Raw genomic sequence first — 18,724 nt, forward strand, 5'->3', positions numbered from 1 at the left:
TCTGGCCAGCTCGTCGAACTCTCGTTCGACAGGTCCTAGGAGGAGGTGGGGGCATCCCGATGGCGGTCGTCGACGATCTCGGTCAGCCCGGGATGGATAGTCCTGCTCCTTCGGAGGACTTCGGTCGCCAGCCTCCCCAGGACCTCGCGGCCGAGCAGTCAGTGCTGGGCGGCATGCTGCTGTCGAAGGACGCGATCGCCGACGTGCTCGAGCGGCTGCGCCCGGGCGACTTCTACCGGCCCGCCCACCAGAACGTCTACGACGCGATCCTGGATCTCTACGGACGCGGTGAGCCCGCCGACGCCGTCACCGTCGCCGCCGAGCTGGACCGCCGCGGGCTACTCCGCCGCATCGGTGGCGCCCCGTATCTGCACACCCTGATCTCGACGGTGCCGACCGCAGCCAACGCCGGGTACTACGCGGGCATCGTGGCCGAGAAGGCGCTGCTGCGCCGGCTGGTGGAGGCGGGCACCCGGGTGGTGCAGTACGGCTACGCCGGTGCCGAGGGCGCCGACGTCAACGAGATCGTGGACCGGGCGCAGGCCGAGATCTACGACGTCACCGAGCGGCGGACCGCCGAGGATTTCCTGCCGCTGGAAGACCTGCTGCAGCCCACGATGGACGAGATCGACGCCATCGCCTCCAACGGTGGGCTGTCCCGTGGTGTGCCGACCGGGTTCACGGAGTTGGACGAGCTGACCAACGGACTGCATCCCGGCCAGATGATCGTGGTGGCGGCCAGGCCGGGTATGGGTAAGGCGCTGGCCTTGGATACGCCGCTGCCGACGCCGGACGGCTGGACCACGATGGGCGAGGTCGCGGTCGGGGACTACCTGATTGACGCCGACGGGCGTCCCACACGCGTGGTGGCGGCGACCGAGGTGATGGTTGGGCGGCCGTGTTACGAGGTGGAGTTCTCCGACGGCACGGTGCTTGTTGCCGATGCTGAGCATCAGTGGCTGACGGAGACTCGGGCGCCGCGAAAGTCTGCGCAGGCCGCCGCGGTCGGCTACAACCGGACCAAGAACCAACGGACCTTCGCTGCCGTCAGGACAACGCGGGAGATCGCCGAGACGCAGCGCTGCTCGACGAAGGATCAGCGGCTCAACCACTCGGTGACGAATGCCGAGCCGCTACAGGCTCCGGATCGCGACCTGCTCGTCCCGCCGTACACCCTCGGCGCCTGGCTGGGCGCTGGAACCAGCGCAGCAGCCCAGATCACCGTCGCCGATCCCGAGATCGTCATGTGTATCGAGGGCGAGGGCATCGAAGCGCACAAATCTGACGCGGCGAAGAATCGCTACCAGCTGCGTCTTCCCGCGGCGGGTGCGCCACTGGCTCGAAGCTGCGTGGTGTGTGGAAAGTCCTTCGTGCCCCAGACAAGTCAGGTCCGCACGTGCGGACGGGTCTGCGGGGGCAAGGCACGGTTCATCTCCGAGCCGGTGTCGGCGCCGACGTGCTCACGGTGCGGAGGCCCATCATGTGGACTCCAGCTCTGCCAGCAGTGCCGAAACGAGGTCGGCACGCTGCAGGCTCGACTTCGCACCATCGGAGTGCTCAACAACAAGCACATTCCGGTCGAATACTTGCGCGCCTCGGAAGCCCAGCGGCGTGAGATGCTCGCCGGTCTTTTGGATACCGACGGAACGGTGACCAACGGCGGAACGGTCCAGTTCTCGGTGACCAACAGGCGGTTGGCCGATGACGTCTTCGAGCTCATCGTCAGTCTCGGGTACCGATGTGGGCGGGCAACCAAACGCGTCCGGGGGCGGTCGGAAGACAGCTCGACAGCGTTCATCCTGAACTTCTCCACCGATGATGATGTGTTCCGGTTGCCGCGCAAGGCGCTGGCGCACAAGGAACGTCGGGCTGGTGGTAAAGCGCGAGTGTCATCCAGGTTCATCGTCGACGTTCGGCCCATTGCGAGTGTTCCGGTGCGATGCGTCGAGGTCGACAATGCCGACCACCTGTACCTCGCGGGCCGGGCAATGATCCCCACCCATAACTCCACTCTGGGGCTGGACTTTTTGCGCTCGTGCTCCATCAAGAACCGCATGCCGAGCATCGTGTTCTCGCTGGAGATGAGCAAGTCCGAGATCGTCATGCGGTTGCTGTCGGCGGAGGCCAAGATCAAGCTTGCCGACATGCGGTCGGGCCGGATGACCGATGACGACTGGACTCGGTTGGCCCGGCGCATGAGTGAGATCAGCGAAGCCCCGCTGTACATCGACGATTCGCCGAATCTGACGATGATGGAGATCCGCGCCAAAGCCCGCCGCCTGCACCAGAAAGCGGGACTCCGGCTAATCGTGCTCGACTACCTGCAGCTGATGACCTCCGGAAAGAAGGTCGAGTCGCGACAGCAGGAAGTCTCCGAATTCTCCAGGCAGATCAAGCTTTTGGCGAAAGAACTGGAAGTCCCGGTGGTCGCGATGAGTCAGCTCAACCGTGGACCCGAGCAGCGCACCGACAAGAAGCCAATGTTAGCTGATCTACGCGAATCGGGTAGTATCGAGCAAGATGCGGACATGGTGATTTTGCTGCATCGGCCCGATGCGTTCGAAACCGACGACCCGCGCGGCGGTGAGGCCGACCTGATTGTCGCGAAACACCGTGCGGGGCCGACGAGAACGGTGACGGTCGCGCACCAGTTGCACCTGTCGCGGTTTACGAATATGGCACGTTAGAAGCGACATCTGTGGCTTCTCAAGTTTGATGTCCAATTCTCACCTCAAATGTCCCCTTGGGCATTTTGATGAGAATGCCCAAGGGGTGGAGCCGCGATGGTGGTGAGAGTGGGAAGCGCAGGAGATCGTGAGTCGCCCGCCTGTTAGCGCGGATATCGCCGCACGGTTCGCACAGCTGTACAACGGAGGGGTCGACCGCCCGACCTATCCTCAACATTCAGCGGTGTTCAAGAGAACGGCTTCGAAGATTTTGCACCGCAACATCATTCGCAAGGCGGGCCCAACAAAGAGTCTCGCGTGCGGAAGGTACTCGAAGCGCTTGTGAGACGGCCACGCAATGCGGGCCCCATCATCGCCGCGTTGCTGGTGGACCTCCGAGCCCTCGGATGCTTTACCAACGGCGTCATTGAACCAGACGTGACCTCCAGGGTTGTCGCGGCGTTCGCAGCTCAAGGTTACGAGCCGACAGCCGACGGCGAGCTCCGACTAAGGGGAGAGCTAGGCGGCTCCGGATCCGACTGATCGAAGTGGCGAAACTCCCCTGCACTGGGTCAACACACTGTCCGGCAACCTCGGACAAACGATCGCTCAACTCGAGTGGCTGAGCGCTGGTGCCGACCGGATCCGGACGACGCGATGACCGGCGCCGTCAGGTGGGCGGCCGAGGCAGGTGAGGATGCCATTGCACTGGTGAATCAACGTTTCCCGCCGATCACATGGGTTATGGCTGAAAGCGTTCAGCTGCCGCCCGGTTCTCCGGTGGCGGCCGAGCGGCCTGAGCGGTGGATGTGAGCTGCCAACTTGACATACATGTCAAGTTGGCACACCATGGCTCCAGCGACTGGGCGCCGCTGCTGGGGCGGGTGGACCACATCGTCGACCAAATCTCTGCAACGAAGGAGCGCGTCATGCCGCACGACGTGTTTGTTTACGATGCCCTGCGAACGCCACGAGGTAAGGGCCGCAACGGATCGCTACACGGCGTCAAGCCGATCACTCTGGTGGTCGGTCTCATTCACGCCTTGCAACAGCGGAATGCCGGCCTGGATCCGAACAGGATCGATGACCTCGTGCTCGGCTGTGTGTCACCGCTGCGCGATCAGGGTGCCGACATCGCGCGCATCGCGGCGATCTCGGCCGGGCTGCCGGAAACCGTTGCGGGCATGCAGCTCAACAGGTTCTGTGCCTCTGGGCTGGAGGCGTTCAACATTGCCGCTCAGAAGGTTGCATCCGGCTGGGAATCCCTGGTGCTGGCCGGCGGGGTCGAGAGCATGTCTCGGGTGCCGATGTCATCCGATGGTGGCGCCTGGGCCAACGACCCGGAGACCAATCTGACGACCGGCTTCGTCCCACAGGGAATCGGAGCTGACCTCATCGCGACCATCGAAGGCTTCAGTCGGCAGGATATCGATGCCTATGCGGTGGAGTCGCAGTCACGTGCCGAAAAAGCCTGGGCCAAAGGCGCGTTTGACAAGTCGGTAGTTCCAGTCCTCGACCGCAACGGTGTCACCATCTTGGACCGCGACGAACACATGCGCCCAGGGACGACGCTGGAGACGCTCGGCAAGCTGACGCCGGCATTCGCCCAACTCGGTACACGCAGCGGCTTCGATGCCGTCGCGCTGCAGAAGTACCATTGGCTCCAGGCAATCGACCATGTACACACCGGCGGAAACAGCTCCGGAATCGTCGACGGCGCGGCGCTCGTGATGCTCGGCAACGAAGAGGTGGGCAAGGAACTGGGCCTCACCCCCCGCGCGCGGGTCGTTTCGACCGCGGTGAGCGGATCGGAGCCCACGATCATGTTGACCGGTCCGACGCCGGCCACGCACAAAGCGTTGGCCGTTGCGGGATTGTCCATCAAGGACATCGACCTCGTCGAGATCAACGAAGCATTCTCGGCGGTGCCCCTGCGGTTCATGCGTGATCTCGGCATATCGCACGACATCGTCAACGTCAATGGTGGTGCGATCGCCCTCGGCCACCCACTTGGCGCCACCGGCGCGATGCTGATCGGCACGATCATTGATGAGCTCGAGCGCCGCGATCAGCGCCGTGGTCTGGTCACCCTGTGCGTAGGCGGCGGAATGGGCATCGCGACCATCATTGAGCGGCTCTGAAAGGGACTTCCATGAGTAACAACATCATTGACTGGGCCGAAACGGGCGGCGTAGTCACGCTGACCATCGACGACCCGACGCAGTCGGTGAATACCATGAACGCCGCATACCTCGAATCGATGGACGCCACGCTGGCCCGCATCGGCGGGATGGGTGAGGCGCTCAAAGGCGTGATCATCGCCTCCGGCAAGTCCACGTTCTTCGCCGGTGGTGATCTGCACGACCTGTTGGCGGCGCAACCGGACCATGCCGTGCAGCTGACCGATTTTGTGAACGCGGTCAAACGCCAGTTACGCGCGATCGAGAAGCTCGATGTGCCAGTTGTTGCCGCGATCAATGGCAGCGCATTGGGTGGTGGGCTGGAGCTCGCCCTCGCGTGCCATCGCCGAATCGTTCTCGACGGCGAGGGGGTTCGCATCGGTCTGCCCGAAGTGAATCTCGGTTTGCTGCCCGGCGGTGGCGGTGTGGTGCGCACCGTACGTCTGCTGGGTTTGGCCGTCGCGCTGGATAAGGTGCTGTTGCCCGGTACCGCATTCCGTCCGACAGAGGCGCTGCAGCTCGGCCTGGTCGACGAAATCGTGTCCACACCAGAGGAATTGGTGGCTGCGGCGCGCGCCTGGATCGACGCCGCGATTACCGGCATTGGTCAACAAGCGGATCCGGTCGCGGGCATTCCCGGTGGGACCGCCTACGAACCGGCGGTTGAGGCGTTGTTGCCGGGGCGTGCGGCGGGTCTGCGGGCCCGATTTAGGGGCGCCCCGATGTCTGCCGCCGCCAACATCCTGGCTGCCGCGGTGGAGAGCACCCAGGTCGACATCGACACGGCTTTCGACATCGAGACGCGCTACTTCGTCGAGCTGGCTACCGGCCAGATCGCGAAGAACATCATCCAGGGCACATTCTTCGATCGGCAGACCGTGAACGCGGGCGCCAGCCGTCCGCAAGGCTTTCCGACCCACACGGCACATCGGGTCGCGGTGCTCGGGGCTGGCATGATGGGAGCCGGTATCGCCCTGTCCAGCGCGCTTGCCGGCATGGAGGTCGTTCTCAAGGACCTCGAACTGGCGCACGCGGAGAAGGGCAAGGCGTACGCGGAGAGGGTGCTGGTCAAGCAGGTCGCCGCCGGCCGGCGCGCGGCTGCGGACGCCGAAGCGATCCTCGCTCGCATCACGCCGACGGCCGACGTCGCCGACCTGAGCGGATGTGATCTGGTCATCGAGGCAGTTTTCGAGGACCCGGACCTCAAAGCGAAGGTCTTCGGTGAGGTCGTCGACATCGTCTCACCAGATGCACTGCTGTGCTCCAACACCTCGACGTTGCCCATCAGCGCCCTTGCCAGGAGCGTCGGCCGCTCGGCGGATTTCATCGGTCTGCACTTCTTCTCGCCGGTCGAGCGGATGGAGTTGGTCGAGATCATCGTGGGCGAGCGGACCTCCGACGCCACCGTGGCGAAGGCCTTCGACGTGGTGCGCCAACTGGGCAAGACTCCCATCGTTGTCGGGGACGGCCGCGGTTTCTTCACCAGCCGCGTGATCCTCAGCAGGCTGCTGGAAGCGGCCGCCATGGTGGGCGAAGGCATCGCACCGATGTCGATCGAGCAGGCATCGCAGCAGGCCGGTTACCCAGTTGGCACCCTGGCGCTGCTCGATGAGCTGACGCTGACGTTGCCGCACAAGATATACGGGCAGTTCCGCGAGGAAGCACAACGCACCGGCGCGGAGTTCGCCGAGCATCCCGGCGACCGGGTGCTGGAGTCGATGATCGACGATGCCAAGCGCGCGGGCCGGGCCGCCGGAGCCGGCTTCTACGAATACGTCGAGGGCAAGCGGGCGGGACTGTGGCCTGGTCTGGAAGAGGCCTTCGGTCCCACCCGGCCGGCTGAGGATCTGCAGGAGTTGGTGGACCGGCTGCTGTTCGCGGAGGCAGTCGACACCGCGCGGTGCCTGGAGAGCGGACTGCTCCGCTCCACCGCGGACGCGAACGTGGGATCGATTCTCGGCATCGGCTTTCCGGCATGGACCGGTGGTGCAGCACAATTCATCGACGGATACCCCGGGGGTCGCGACGCGTTCGTGACGCGGGCGACGCAATTTGCAGACAAGTTCGGACCGTGGTTCAGTCCGCCTGCATCGTTGTCGGAGACCCAGTCGGTCGCCGTCCGTGCGTAGGGAGCTGTACGAAGGAGACCACGAAGCGTTCAGGTCGGCGTTTCGTGCATTCCTCGACCGCGAGGCGGTCCCGTACGTCGAAAAGTGGGAGAAGCAAGGGACACCTGATCGCGGCTTCATTATCAAGGCAGCCGATGCGGGCTTCCTGGGCTTCGAGTGTCCCGCCGCCTATGGCGGTCTCGGCATTGTCGACTTCAGGTACAACGCCGTGATGACCGAGGAGGTGGTGTGCTCCGGCGCCGCCAGCGACCTGTTCTTGATGCAGAACGATATCGTCGTTCCCTACTTGACCGAATTGACCACCGATGCGCAAAAGATGAGGTGGATACCGAGATTCACGCGTGGCGACGGTGTCACCGCACTCGCGATGACAGAACCCGGAGCCGGCTCCGATCTGGCGTCCATCACGACCACCGCGCGCCGCGATGGCGACGAACTCGTGATCAACGGTTCGAAGACGTTCATCACCAGCGGTGCCACGTGCGATCTGGCGATCGTGTTGGTGCGCACAGGCGAACGAGACGGCCGGGGTACCAGCCTCGTAGTGGTGGAGGCCGGTACACCGGGATTCGAGCGGGGCCGCGCGATGGCCAAAATCGGTCGCAAAGCGCAGGACACCGCCGAGCTGTACTTTTCGGACTGCCGGGTGTCCGTCGCGAACATCATCGGTGAACCCGGCCGCGGGTTCGGTCACGCGATCGCCAACCTGCCTCGCGAGCGGCTGTCCATCGCGGTGTCCGCGGTCGCGTCGGCGCGGCACGCGCTGGCACTGGCGCTCGAACACTGCACGCAGAGAATCGCATTCGGCGCACCGCTGGCGCAGCTGCAATCGGTGCGCGTGGCACTCGGCGAGCTGCACACCGACATCCTGATCATGCAGAGCTACGTAGATCAATGCATCCTGGCACTCAATAGCGGCGAGCTGGCAGCCGAGGAAGCCGCTGGCGCAAAGATCAAGGCCACTGAACTCCAATGGACGGTCGTCGATCGGGTGCTGCAACTGTTTGGGGGCTACGGATACATGGAGGAGTACCCGATCGCGCGCATCTGGCGTGATGCACGCATTCAGCGGATCTACGGCGGCTCCAACGAGGTCTTGAAGGACCTCGTCGGCCGGGCGGTGATCCGGTGACCGGGACACTGGCCGGCCGGGTCGCGCTCGTTACCGGATCTTCGCGCGGCGTGGGTCGCGGCATCGCCGTCCGCCTCGCCGCCGACGGCGCTGCCGTCGCCGTGAACTACCGCCGCGACGCTGGCGCGGCCGACGAAGTGGTGCAAGAGATTTCCGCCGCGGGCGGCACCGCCGCCGCGTTCTGCGCTTCGATAGACGACCCGGAAGCGGTCGCGGCCATGGTCGCGGCTGTGCGTCGCGACCTCGGGCCGATCGGGATTCTGGTGAGCAATGCCGGTACGGCGAGCCGCGGACGCGGCATTGAGGCCACTGCGATCACCGAATTCGAGTCGCTCATGCAGGTGCACACCTTCGGCCCGATCAACCTGGTTCAAACACTGCTGCCGGGCCTGCGGGCCGGCGACCGGGGTGACGTGGTGATGATCTCCAGTAATACCGTCGGACCGGCACCGGCCGGTGCGGCGCCTTACACGATGGCAAAAGCGGCCATGGAGACATTCATCCGGACCTTGGCCCGCGAAGAGCGACCGCACGGCATCAGGGCCAACATCGTCGCGCCCGGACTGGTGGCCACCGACATGGGCCGTCGTCTCGTCAACGCTGCGACGTCGGGTGGCTCGATAGACGAAATGGATCAGTCCGCACCGTTCGGCAGGGTCTGCCGACCCGAAGATGTCGCCGGAGCCGTCGCCTTCCTGGTATCTGCTGATTCCGGATACGTCACCGGCCAGACGTTGACCGTGGACGGCGGTGGAGCGGACGTGTCGATATTCTGAGACTCTGACGTCAACGACCAAGGAGTACCTGTTGCGCGTGCCCACAGAGGACCAACAAGCACGCAGGGACGAAGGTCCGGCGACGGCTCGGGGTGCTCAGCGCAAAAGGGCACTGCTAGCTGCGGCGCGCGCCGTATTCGAGCGCAAAGGCTTCATCGACACGAAGGTTAGCGATATCGTCGCCGAGGCCGGCGTCGCGCACGGCACCTTCTATACCTACTTCGACACCAAAGAGTCCATTTTCAAGGCGGTCTCCTACGCCGTCGTCGACGAGATGCTCGCTGCACTGACGGTGCCGGTTGCCGCCGATGAGTTCCATGACCGCGTTCATGACGCCGTCCGCCGCTACGTCGACGCGTACCGGCCGAATGCGACATTTCTGGCGTTGATGGAACAGGTCGGTACCTTCTCGCCGGACATGAGACATCTGCGCCTGGACGTTCGCAGAGCGTTCGTCGAGCGGACCCAGCGCGGAATCGAGGCGATGAAGGCGCGAGGCGTGGGCGGCCCTGACGTCGACGCTGAATACACCGCAGAAGCACTCGGCGCGATGCTCGAATACACCTGTTACGTCTGGTTCTCCCTCGATCGGCAGTTCGACGAAGACCGGCTTATCGACGCGCTCAGCGCCATCTGGGAGAAGGCCATCCGGACTCGGGTGGCGCCGGCTAGACGTTCCCGTCGTTGAACGGCCGGCGATTCACCTCCGGTCCTTGGTCCTGGCCGAGCGTCGGCCTATCTCGGTGACCGACGGAGGCTCGCCGCAAGAATCCTCATTCGGTCCGCCGTGGTCCGAAACCCCTCAGTCACGCGGGGTGAAAATCACGATATCGGACGCTCTCCCTTGGGAAATGACGGCTGACAAAGGTCGTCGACTAACCGCTCGCGTTTGGCGGATACTCATCGCCACCCGAACCGAGTTGGACTAGGAGAGACCTATGAGGGCGCGCCGACCACTTCGACTGCTGGTGTGGGGCGGGCATGGTTGGGCGGTCAGCGGCGCTGCAGCAGCTCAGCCACGACGAGGCGAGGATTCTGATTCGACGAACTGCCCACTCCGGCACCCGGACACAGGACAGAACAGGAAGATGACACGGCCGATATGGGCGGCGTCGCATGGGGCGGGCGCATGACCGCTGCCAGCGCCGCGGGCCGCTTGTTCCGTCAAGTTCGAACGGCAACCACGTTTGGAAATGGGTGGGTCACGGGGAAGCCGGTGAGGTCAACCGCGTGATCTCCGACCGGTCGTAAGGGACCTCATCGACGGGTTCGCCAGATGACGATGTCGGACATGGTCAGTGCCCGCATCCTTCCGGGCCGCGTTCCTGATCCCCGGGCTGCCCTCGTCCAGTCGCGCGTGTCGGAAAGAACCGGACTCAGTGGAATCCTGCTGTCGGAGCGTCGGGAGTCGACAGAACTCGGTTCGGTCATGAGCGCCCTGACTCAGGTTCGCAATTAGGTGACGGTGTCGACGTGGGGATAGCCAAGGTATCGGCCATCTCTCGGCTTCCGGTGTGAAACCGATTGCGGCGGTTGCATCCACGGCGACGATCCCAGACAGGACACGCTGACGCAACTGCCACTGGCTGAACGCGTCGCGGTCGGCGCGCAGTGTCCGTTCATCTTCGGCGCCACAATGTCCAGGAGAACACCTCGCCTGACGAGGCGATCGGTGATTGCATCAATCGCAAGCTTGCGGGCTCCGAAGCGGGTGGAGATCTGATCGACCGGGTAACCGTTGTAGAGCAGGCCACCATAGGCGCAGCGGGACAGGCCGTCCCACTGCGTGCCTGACCGCAACGGCATGATGATCCAGTCATCGGAAACCTGCAGTCCGTGGGGCTCCCAATCCGTAGGGCTGCATCGGTATCAAGTGGATCGCGCCGTTCTGCGGCCCTTTGCTCCCGACCGGAATGCTCAGATGGAAAACCTTGCCAGTGCAGACCTGAGCGCCCGCCGCGATGATGTGGTGGGGCTGGATGTGGTTCAACGTTCCGATTTGGTCCTCGGGGCCCCAGCGGTTCCAATTCGATAGGTTCGCAGCGAGCTGTTCAAATCATGACGTCACGCAGGACGCATTGACATACAAATGTCAATACCGGGAGCTCAGGCTCTCAAGTGATCGAGTGATGTTAAGGAGATGGCCGTGACGAACGACCTCGCTGCTGTGGTTCGGGAGCTGGCGGACAAACAGCAGATCACCGAGGTTCTTTACCGCATCGCACGAGGGACTGATCGAGGCGATGTCGATCTGTACGCGTCGGGATTTCACGACGACGGCACCGACTATCACGGCCTGGCCAACGGACCGGTGCGCAACATCGTGGCCAACCTGGCACGGTCACCTCTGTTGTTGACCCAGCACTCCATCAGCAATGTCCTCATCGATCTCAACGGCGATACGGCTCGCGCGGAGTCTTATTTCACCTCTTTCCACCAGCGTCGCGACGACCAGGGTCAACTCCATGACGAGATGGTGCGAGGTCGCTATTGGGATCGCTTTGAGCGGCGCGCCGGTAGCTGGAAGATCGCGCGCCGCGTAGTGCTGTGGGACTGGTCTCGGGTGGAGCCGTCCGGCCAGAGTTGGTTCGATCAGATTCGTCAACGCCCTGGTGTCGACGACAAGTTCATCTTCGGACGCCGCGATCGCGAGGACATGACCTATACCGACGCCCTGCCGTTCGATGCCGATGAATAACGGTCAGCTGCTACCGTTGGCTTGAGTCACACACTAGGTACCAAGTAGTGCGACACTGCGACATGAACGGCGGCGGTGGCCTTCAGTGCCGCAGCTGGTCCGGGAATCATCTTCTTCAGGCTCTCCACCAAGCCCGGCAACGCCTTTTCGGTTGGGGCTATCGCCACCTCGGGCTCCCTCTCAACGAGGTGGGACGGCCAATACTCGTGCTGAAATTCGGCGATATACCGCAAGCCCACATCCAGGCGTTCACGGCCGGGCACTCGAAATAGGCGTCAGCCACCGCCACAGCCCCGCGCGCAAGCGCACCGGGGTGTCCTCGATCCGTCGTTCGAGGCCGATGCCCCGAACGCGGCCATCCCCCGCAAATCCGAGAACCGGCGTACCCAAATAGCTGTATCCGCGATAGCGTCGCCTCATGACGGTGACTGGTGAGCGTCCACAGATCCTCCTCGAGGACGTCGATTTCAACCGGCGTGATCATCCCGATCGGCCGCTGCGGCCCATCCCGCCCGGTCGCGACCACTTCGCCGACCAGTGGCGACAGATGCGGGAGGTCCTGTTCGGCGAATGGATCGACATCGACAGAGAGGTCGAACCCAACGACCTCACCCGCCTGCGCGACGACTACTTCTGGCAGCGCGACGAACTCATGATCGGCGTGGTCGACGCGTTCGAACACCTCGGTGCCGAAGAGGGCCGAGCACTCTTCGAGCAGGCGTTGACTCAGGGCATCGCCTCGCTCGACGATCCGCCGCAGGAGTTCGTGGATCTCTTCGAGCATCTGGACCAGCTGCCCGCCCAGTTCGATCTCGTCGCCGCCGAGCGCGGCCGGATGCTGGCGATGTCGAGCACATGGGCCGCCACCACGATCATCCGCTCGTGGGCGTTCTACGAGACCGCGATGACCGGCGACATCTCCGCGGCCACCGGTGCCACCGGTCGCTTCGCCGACGACGGTCCGCGTCGCTTCATCGAAACAGCCCGGGTATTCGCCGAATTCACGCTGCCGGACATCTTCGACCGCCATTCGGAGGCGTTCCAGGATGTGGTGCGGGTGCGGCTGATGCACGCACTGGCCAGCCGCGGGCTACGGCGGAAGTGGGGTGACGACGTCTACCTCAAGTTCGGCGAACCCATTCCGGTGACGTCGCTGCTCGGCTTCGGCAGCGGTATGTTGCTCGGACGCCTCGTCGACCATGCCTTCGGGCGCAAGCTGACCCCGCAGCAGCTCGAGGACCTCGCCGAGTATTCGACCTACTCCGGGCGGTTGTGGGGAGCGCCCGAACTGCTCCATTCGCCTAACGGCCTAGAGCTGATCAAATCGCTGAATTATGTTCTCGCCCGCGGAGGGAACCCGTCGCCGTGGCGGGCCGAGCTTGTCGATGCCATTGCCGGTCCCGCGCACCTGACGACCCTGGCAGATGCGCTTCCCGACCCGATCAAGAAGGTGGTCTCCCGATACGCCAACCAGATCACCGCCAGCATCGCCCTTGCGCCCGCGGGCGTCGTATACGGGTACCAGCAGATCGAAGCCATGGTGGCGGGCACCCTCTTCGAGTCGCTCGGTTACGACTTCGAACGCCGCGTGCGGGTCTTCGCGAATATCACCAAACTCAATGTCGGCATCGCGACCGTTGCCGACAAACTGCCCTGGTCCAACCCGATCCGTGAGCGCAGGAAGAAGAGCGGGGCGGCGGCTCGTGAGCGGGTCGCGATGCTGAACAAGATCGCCCGCGGCAAGCACATCCCACTGACCTTCACCCACCACGACCGTTCGACGAAAGGCGAGGGCTTCACCGGATAGTCCCGACGCCGCCACGCCCGTCCGAGCCCGTACTACGATCGAGGTTCATGACGGACGGAGCACCCCAACCGGCGTCGGCGCCCGGGCAGCCCGCCGAGATCCCTCCGCTCGACGTCGTCGGTTCTGGAATTCTTCCCCCGGTCGATGAGCGGGTGCGCCGGCGGTTTTCGCTGCTCGAGCGGTTCGCGCCGTGGTGGGGATCCCGGTGGGCGGTCGAGTTGTGGTGCACCCCACCGATTCTCGAGTCGAGACTGCGCATGCCACCGGGTGTGTCCCCAGGCAGGCCGGTAGAAGCGTATTGGGATGGGCATCGGGTCGTTGGTGAGGAATGGGGCGAGGGGCCGCCGATATATCTGGTGCACGGTTGGGGCGGACAGCGCCCGCACTTGGCAATGTTCGTCAAACCGCTGGTGGAGGCCGGGTATCGGGTCATCGCGTTCGACCTGCCCAGTCACAACGAATCCGATCCAGGTGCGCTCGCCCCCGGGCGCACCACAGCCACCGAGTGTGCCGACGCGATTGCGGCCATGATCGAGACCCATGGGTCCGCCCACGCGGTGGTCGCTCACTCACTCGGCGCGAACGCGACCGCATTGGCGGCCGCGCAGGGTGCACCGGTGGGACGACTGGTCTTCTTCGCGCCCATGGGCGACTTTCCGCTCTATCTTGACCTGTTCGCCGCACGCCATGGCTTCGGTCGACGTATCCGCACGGGCCTGCACCGTCGTCTGGAAAGACGCATCGCCATGCCGCTGCATGAGACGAATATGACCCGAGTCGGTCGACGGGCCGACTACCCTCCGCTGCTGCTCATCCACGACCCCGACGACCCGGACAGCCCGTATGCCGCCAGCGAGCGCCTGGCCGCGTCATGGCAGGGCGCACAATTCTTGACCACAAAAGGGCTCGGCCGACTGGCCCATTACCGAGTCCTGCGCCACCGACCTGCGATCAGCGCCGGGGTGGAGTTCATCGGCGACCCCCCGCTTCACGGCTGATCCGCCGGTGTCACGTCCGTCCCGGCCCCCTTGATCGACGCCTTCGCGCGGTTCTCGGCGCGGACGGCCCTCTTGCCGCGCACGTAGCCGGTGGCCGAGATCGACGCCGAGGCCAGGGTGTCCTCGCCCTTGACAAACGGATGGAAGCCGACGCCGGCACCGCCGCGGCCCTTCACCGGGATATCGGCGACTTCAGTGACCTTCCAGGCCTTTTCGGACACCGACAGGATGGCCTCGCCGTTGCCGCAGGACACCGGCAGTGCGGCGATCACCTCGTCACCGTCGCCGGCCAGTTTGATCCCGGCCACCCCGTTGCCCGCCGCGCCCTGCGGATTCACCGCGGCCGGATCGATACGCAGGACTTTGCCTCGGCGCGTCACCAGTGCCAGGTGGTAACCGAGCGGGAGCACCCCCGAGCACAACAGCCCGGTGATATCCGGTGCCACCGGAATATCGCGGATCTTGTACGGCAGACCATTTCCGGTGGTGAACTTCACCCGCCCGTCGGTCCACACCGCCCACCCGAGACCCGAGGTGAGCAGCTCCCCGTGGCTGTCGGAGAACACCCCCCGATCATCCAGACGCCAGGCGGCGTTGACCTTTCGTTCGCGCGGGCCGTCCTCGTCGGCGCCCGGCGTCACCGGAACACCCTCGGCGTCCAGCACGGTCCGGCGGTCGAACTCCGGTCCCTTGAACAGCTTCGCGGTCTCGACGAGCTCGGAGTCGATCACCTTCCGGCGCGCGTCCGGGTTGGTCACCAACTCAGTCAATTCGGCGAACTCGGCGTCGAGCTTGTCCGCCTCGGCACGCAGTTCGATGACGTCGAGCTTGGTGAGCCGCCGAAGCTGCAGCGCCAGAACGTAATCAGCCTGGACGGCGTCGATGGCGAACCGCTCCTGCAATCCTTGGCGTGCTTCGTCGACGGTGTCGGAGCCGCGGATCACCGCGACCGCGGCATCGATATCGAGGTGGATCGTCATCAGGCCGGCCACCAGGTGCCGGCGCGCAGTGACTTTCTCCAAGCGGTATTCGCTGCGATGCAGCACCACCGAATCCCGCAGATGCAGGAATGCCGATATCAGCTCGCGGACCGACCACCAGCGCGGCACCCGGTTCTCGTCGAGGGCGACCAGGCTGGCGGCGAAGGTCGACTCCAGTGGAGTCAGCGCCAGCAGCTGCTCGCGGATCTGATCAGCACTGTGGCCGCGTTTGGCGGTGACCACGATGCGGAGCCCGTTGCGTCGATCGGTGAGGTCCGACATGTCGGCCACGCCGGACATCTCGCCGGACTCGACGAGCGCCCGGATCCTTTCCTGCACAGTGTTACTCGCGACACCGGGCGGCAGTTCGGTGATGACGCAATTCTTACCGTCGACGCTCACCGTGCCCCGCACCGTGAATGCGCCCCGGCCGGTGGTGATGTACTCCCGCAGACCAGCCGTGCCGACCACGGTGGCCCCGCACCCCCAGTCGGGTCCTGGAATGAGCTTCACCAACCTGTCGTCGGTCATGTTCGGCGTCTTCAGCAACGCCCGGCAGGCGGCCATGATCTCTCGCGGATTGTGCGCCGGCACCTTGGTGGCCCAGCCCTCGGCGATGCCGACCGCGCCGTTGCACAACAGCACCGGCCACTGGGCCGGCAGCATCGTCGGCTCGGTCCACTCGCCGTCGAACGTCGTCACCATCGGCACCGCGTGGTCGTCGAGTTCGGCGGTCAGCGCCGCGCCGGGAGCCGACAGCCGCATCTCGGTATAGCGGTCGGCGGCGGGAATGTCTCCCTGGATGCGGGGAAATGCGCCTTGTCCGTCAATCACTTTCACGCGCTGGAACTCGGCAGCCATCAGTGCCGCGGCCCCGTACATCGACGCACCACCGTGCGGGTGCAGGTTACCGGTGACCGCCGAGCAGACCTTCGAGGACTTCTGCGGTTTGTTGCCGGGCAGCAGCCTCGAATCGTGCATCTGATAGAGCAGACGTCGTTGACCCGGCTTCAGCCCGTCGAACGCCGACGGGATGGCGCGGTCGCTGACGCTGTAGAGCGCGAACGTCAGCTGGTAGTGGTTCCAGTAGTCATCGGCACTCTGGTCGAGCACCAGATCGGCATTCTGTTCGGGAATGTCCAGCGTGGCAGTCACGTGATACTCCTAGTCGAGGTCCAGCGCAGAGGTGTCGACACGGGCGGCCACATCGGCCATCCACGTGCGCCGGCCCTCGGGCGGTCCGCCGAACAACGTGTGGTGCAGCTTTTTTTCGTCGTCATCGAGATGGACCCGAATCACCGTGCGCCGCTGCGGATCCAGCACGGTGTTCCAGAAGTCGTCGGCGTCCATCTCGCCGAGGCCCTTGTTGCGCTGAACTTCCACCTTGCGTTTCGAGGTGGCTTTCAACTGGGCCACCGCCGCGTCACGCTCGGATTCGTCCTGGCAGTAGATCCGCTCGTCACCGTTCTTGACGACGAACAACGGCGGCATCGTGACGTACACCATCCCGGCTTCGACGAGCGGGCGGTAGAAGTCCAGGAACATCGAGATCAGGCTCGAGTTGATGTTGCCGCCATCGGGGTCGGCGTCGGAGGCGAACAGGATGCGGTCATAGCGGCACTGCTCCGGGTCACATTTCTCGCGCACCCCGCAGCCCAGAATCCGTTCGATCGAATCGAATTCGTCCTTGGCCCGGGCCTTGCTCAGGGCGAACCCGTACACGTTGGGCGGCTTGCCTTTCAGCGGGAACGCGGCCTGGAACGTCGCGTCGCGTGCGGCTTTGATGGTGCCGAGCGCGGAGTCGCCCTCGCACAGGAACAGCTCTGCTCCCGACCCACGCCCAGTTTCCCTGCTGGGTAGCAGTTTCGGTGGTAACGACAGATTCGTGCCGAGCCCCTTGGCCTTGGACGCCGCACGCGACCGTGCCTTGGCGCCTTCGGCGCTGCGCCGCGCCCTGGCGAACTCGAGGGCCAGCTTCGTCCACAGCGACACGGCGTCGCCGTTGGCGGGGTTGGCCGCCCAGACGGTGACACTGCGTGCCACATCCGGAGCCATCGCCACGTTCAATGAGCGCGAGGACACCGCCGTCTTCGCCTGGGAGTCCCACGACACATCGGGGGCACGGGTGTCGACCGCCAGCGCGGTGACCGCAGCGAAATCCTGTGGCTCCGGGCCTTCTTCGCCCTTGGCCAGGCCCAGGTCGCGAATGCGGGACGCCCGTTCGGACAGCGCATCGGACAAGCCTTTGATGGCCGCGGTCAGGTGTGACCCTCCGCCCGGAGTGCGCACGGTGTTACAGAACGCGGCCACCGTCGCCGGCTCGGCCGGACCGGCCGTCAGCGACCACCGGAACGGTGTGGGTCCACGGCCGGTGGTGTATTCGCCGCGGCCCTCGACGACAGCACGAACGGCGGGCGCTGGTGCGTCGGCCGCGGTGCACATGAGATCCAGCAGCGTGTCGGTGCCCCAAGGGCCGTTGAACGGCTCGAGCAACGCCGGCGGGATCTCGTCGCCGGGCCAGCCGTCGTCGACGACGGTCAGCTGCACACCGGGCGACATCCGTGCCGCCGCATGGGCGCGCAGCAGTACTTCGCCGATGTCGATGCTGGAATCGGGTACGACGTCCGAGTCGAACAGGATGCGCACTTCTGTGCCCTGGGCGTCGGGCTTGCGGTTGCCGATGCCTCGCAGTTTCTGTGCGTCGGCGCGGGTGAATGGAGCGTTGGGGTCGAAGTCTTTGCCCTCGAACACGCCGGGGTAGCCGCGCCCGAAGCTCTGCAGGTAGGTCTTTCCGCCCCTACGGACCGAGACGTCGGTACGGGCGGAGATGAAGACGGCGGCGGCGGCGCCGATTCCGTTCAGGCCGGCTCCGGTGCTGGTGGCGTCCGCGTGCACGTCGAACTTCCCGCCGGCACGCGCGGTACCCAGCGTCTTGACGATGCCGTTCTTCCCGGTCGCCGCGTCGGTGTCGACGGGCAGTCCGCGCCCGTCATCGGCAACGCTGACCGATCCGTCGGCGTGCAGTGTGATCGTGACGATTGACCCGCCGTGGCTGGGGTCGGCCACCTCTTCCACCGCGTTGTCGATCAGTTCTCGCAGGGCGGTGTTCAGGACATCCAGACCGAGGTTGACCGCCGGCCGTAGGCGTGTGTGCTGGACATCGTCGAGTTCGGTGATGTCAGCGGCGGTGTAACTCACGTCTCATCCTTCCCATCGGAGCCGTGCAGGGCGCCGGTGGAATGGTAATCGGCCGGTATGACGTTCTTGTGTAACTGCAGGTGGACGCTAGTGGCGCCGGAGCGCCGCGGCACTCCGGCCGCGATTTAGATTGGCACGCTAAGCTTTTCGTTGACTTCGA

At 64.8% G+C, this 18,724-nt stretch carries 11 protein-coding genes; 9 read left to right on the plus strand and 2 right to left on the minus strand.

Annotation, left to right across the window (positions count from 1 at the left end; translation table 11 throughout):
• Positions 1-59: 59 nt before the first annotated feature.
• The 9 genes from dnaB to ORI27_RS03575 all read left to right on the plus strand — a co-directional run bounded on the left by dnaB (position 60) and on the right by ORI27_RS03575 (position 14,386).
• Positions 60-2,687, plus strand: coding sequence for a replicative DNA helicase (gene dnaB, locus ORI27_RS03535; protein WP_265995121.1), 2,628 nt, complete (start codon positions 60-62; stop codon positions 2,685-2,687).
• 908 nt (positions 2,688-3,595) lie between these two features.
• A complete protein-coding gene (locus ORI27_RS03540) occupies positions 3,596-4,807 on the plus strand; it encodes an acetyl-CoA C-acetyltransferase (protein WP_265995122.1) in 1,212 nt (403 codons plus the stop codon).
• Between the two features lie 11 nt (positions 4,808-4,818).
• Positions 4,819-6,975: a 3-hydroxyacyl-CoA dehydrogenase NAD-binding domain-containing protein gene (locus ORI27_RS03545; protein WP_265995123.1), complete on the plus strand. Its 2,157-nt coding sequence runs from the start codon at positions 4,819-4,821 to the stop codon at positions 6,973-6,975.
• On the plus strand, positions 6,968-8,107 hold the full coding sequence (locus tag ORI27_RS03550; protein WP_265995124.1) for an acyl-CoA dehydrogenase family protein: 1,140 nt from the start codon (positions 6,968-6,970) through the stop codon (positions 8,105-8,107). The genes ORI27_RS03545 and ORI27_RS03550 overlap by 8 nt, the downstream gene beginning before the upstream one ends.
• A complete protein-coding gene (locus tag ORI27_RS03555) occupies positions 8,104-8,883 on the plus strand; it encodes an SDR family NAD(P)-dependent oxidoreductase (RefSeq protein WP_265995125.1) in 780 nt (259 codons plus the stop codon). The genes ORI27_RS03550 and ORI27_RS03555 overlap by 4 nt, the downstream gene beginning before the upstream one ends.
• Positions 8,884-8,920: 37 nt before the next feature.
• The gene (locus tag ORI27_RS03560) at positions 8,921-9,571 is read left to right on the plus strand and encodes a TetR/AcrR family transcriptional regulator (protein ID WP_265995254.1); all 651 of its coding nucleotides are present in this window, start codon (positions 8,921-8,923) and stop codon (positions 9,569-9,571) included.
• Positions 9,572-11,029: 1,458 nt separating this feature from the next.
• Positions 11,030-11,581: a nuclear transport factor 2 family protein gene (locus ORI27_RS03565; protein ID WP_265995126.1), complete on the plus strand. Its 552-nt coding sequence runs from the start codon at positions 11,030-11,032 to the stop codon at positions 11,579-11,581.
• Between the two features lie 418 nt (positions 11,582-11,999).
• A complete protein-coding gene (locus tag ORI27_RS03570) occupies positions 12,000-13,388 on the plus strand; it encodes an oxygenase MpaB family protein (protein WP_265995127.1) in 1,389 nt (462 codons plus the stop codon).
• Between the two features lie 47 nt (positions 13,389-13,435).
• The gene (locus tag ORI27_RS03575) at positions 13,436-14,386 is read left to right on the plus strand and encodes an alpha/beta hydrolase (RefSeq protein WP_265995128.1); all 951 of its coding nucleotides are present in this window, start codon (positions 13,436-13,438) and stop codon (positions 14,384-14,386) included.
• Here the strand turns inward: ORI27_RS03575 and ORI27_RS03580 are convergent.
• Both ORI27_RS03580 and ORI27_RS03585 read right to left on the minus strand, forming a co-directional pair.
• A complete protein-coding gene (locus tag ORI27_RS03580) occupies positions 14,377-16,521 on the minus strand; it encodes a DNA gyrase subunit A (protein ID WP_265995129.1) in 2,145 nt (714 codons plus the stop codon). The two genes, ORI27_RS03575 and ORI27_RS03580, sit on opposite strands and share 10 nt — an antisense overlap.
• 9 nt (positions 16,522-16,530) lie before the next feature.
• Positions 16,531-18,564 (minus strand): toprim domain-containing protein, encoded by a 2,034-nt coding sequence (locus ORI27_RS03585; protein ID WP_265995130.1) that lies wholly within the window; start codon positions 18,562-18,564, stop codon positions 16,531-16,533.
• Positions 18,565-18,724: the final 160 nt, after the last annotated feature.

The organism is Mycobacterium pinniadriaticum (assembly GCF_026242045.1).
In the GTDB taxonomy this organism is placed as follows: Bacteria; Actinomycetota; Actinomycetes; order Mycobacteriales; family Mycobacteriaceae; genus Mycobacterium; species Mycobacterium pinniadriaticum.

Bases quoted from the DNA above. Each gene is read 5' to 3' on its own strand.
- dnaB (WP_265995121.1), top strand. From the start codon at position 60: ATGGCGGTCGTCGACGATCTCGGTCAGCCCGGGATGGATAGTCCTGCT.
- ORI27_RS03545 (WP_265995123.1), top strand. From the start codon at position 4,819: ATGAGTAACAACATCATTGACTGGGCCGAAACGGGCGGCGTAGTCACG.
- ORI27_RS03575 (WP_265995128.1), top strand. From the start codon at position 13,436: ATGACGGACGGAGCACCCCAACCGGCGTCGGCGCCCGGGCAGCCCGCC.
- ORI27_RS03570 (WP_265995127.1), top strand. From the start codon at position 12,000: ATGACGGTGACTGGTGAGCGTCCACAGATCCTCCTCGAGGACGTCGAT.
- ORI27_RS03540 (WP_265995122.1), top strand. From the start codon at position 3,596: ATGCCGCACGACGTGTTTGTTTACGATGCCCTGCGAACGCCACGAGGT.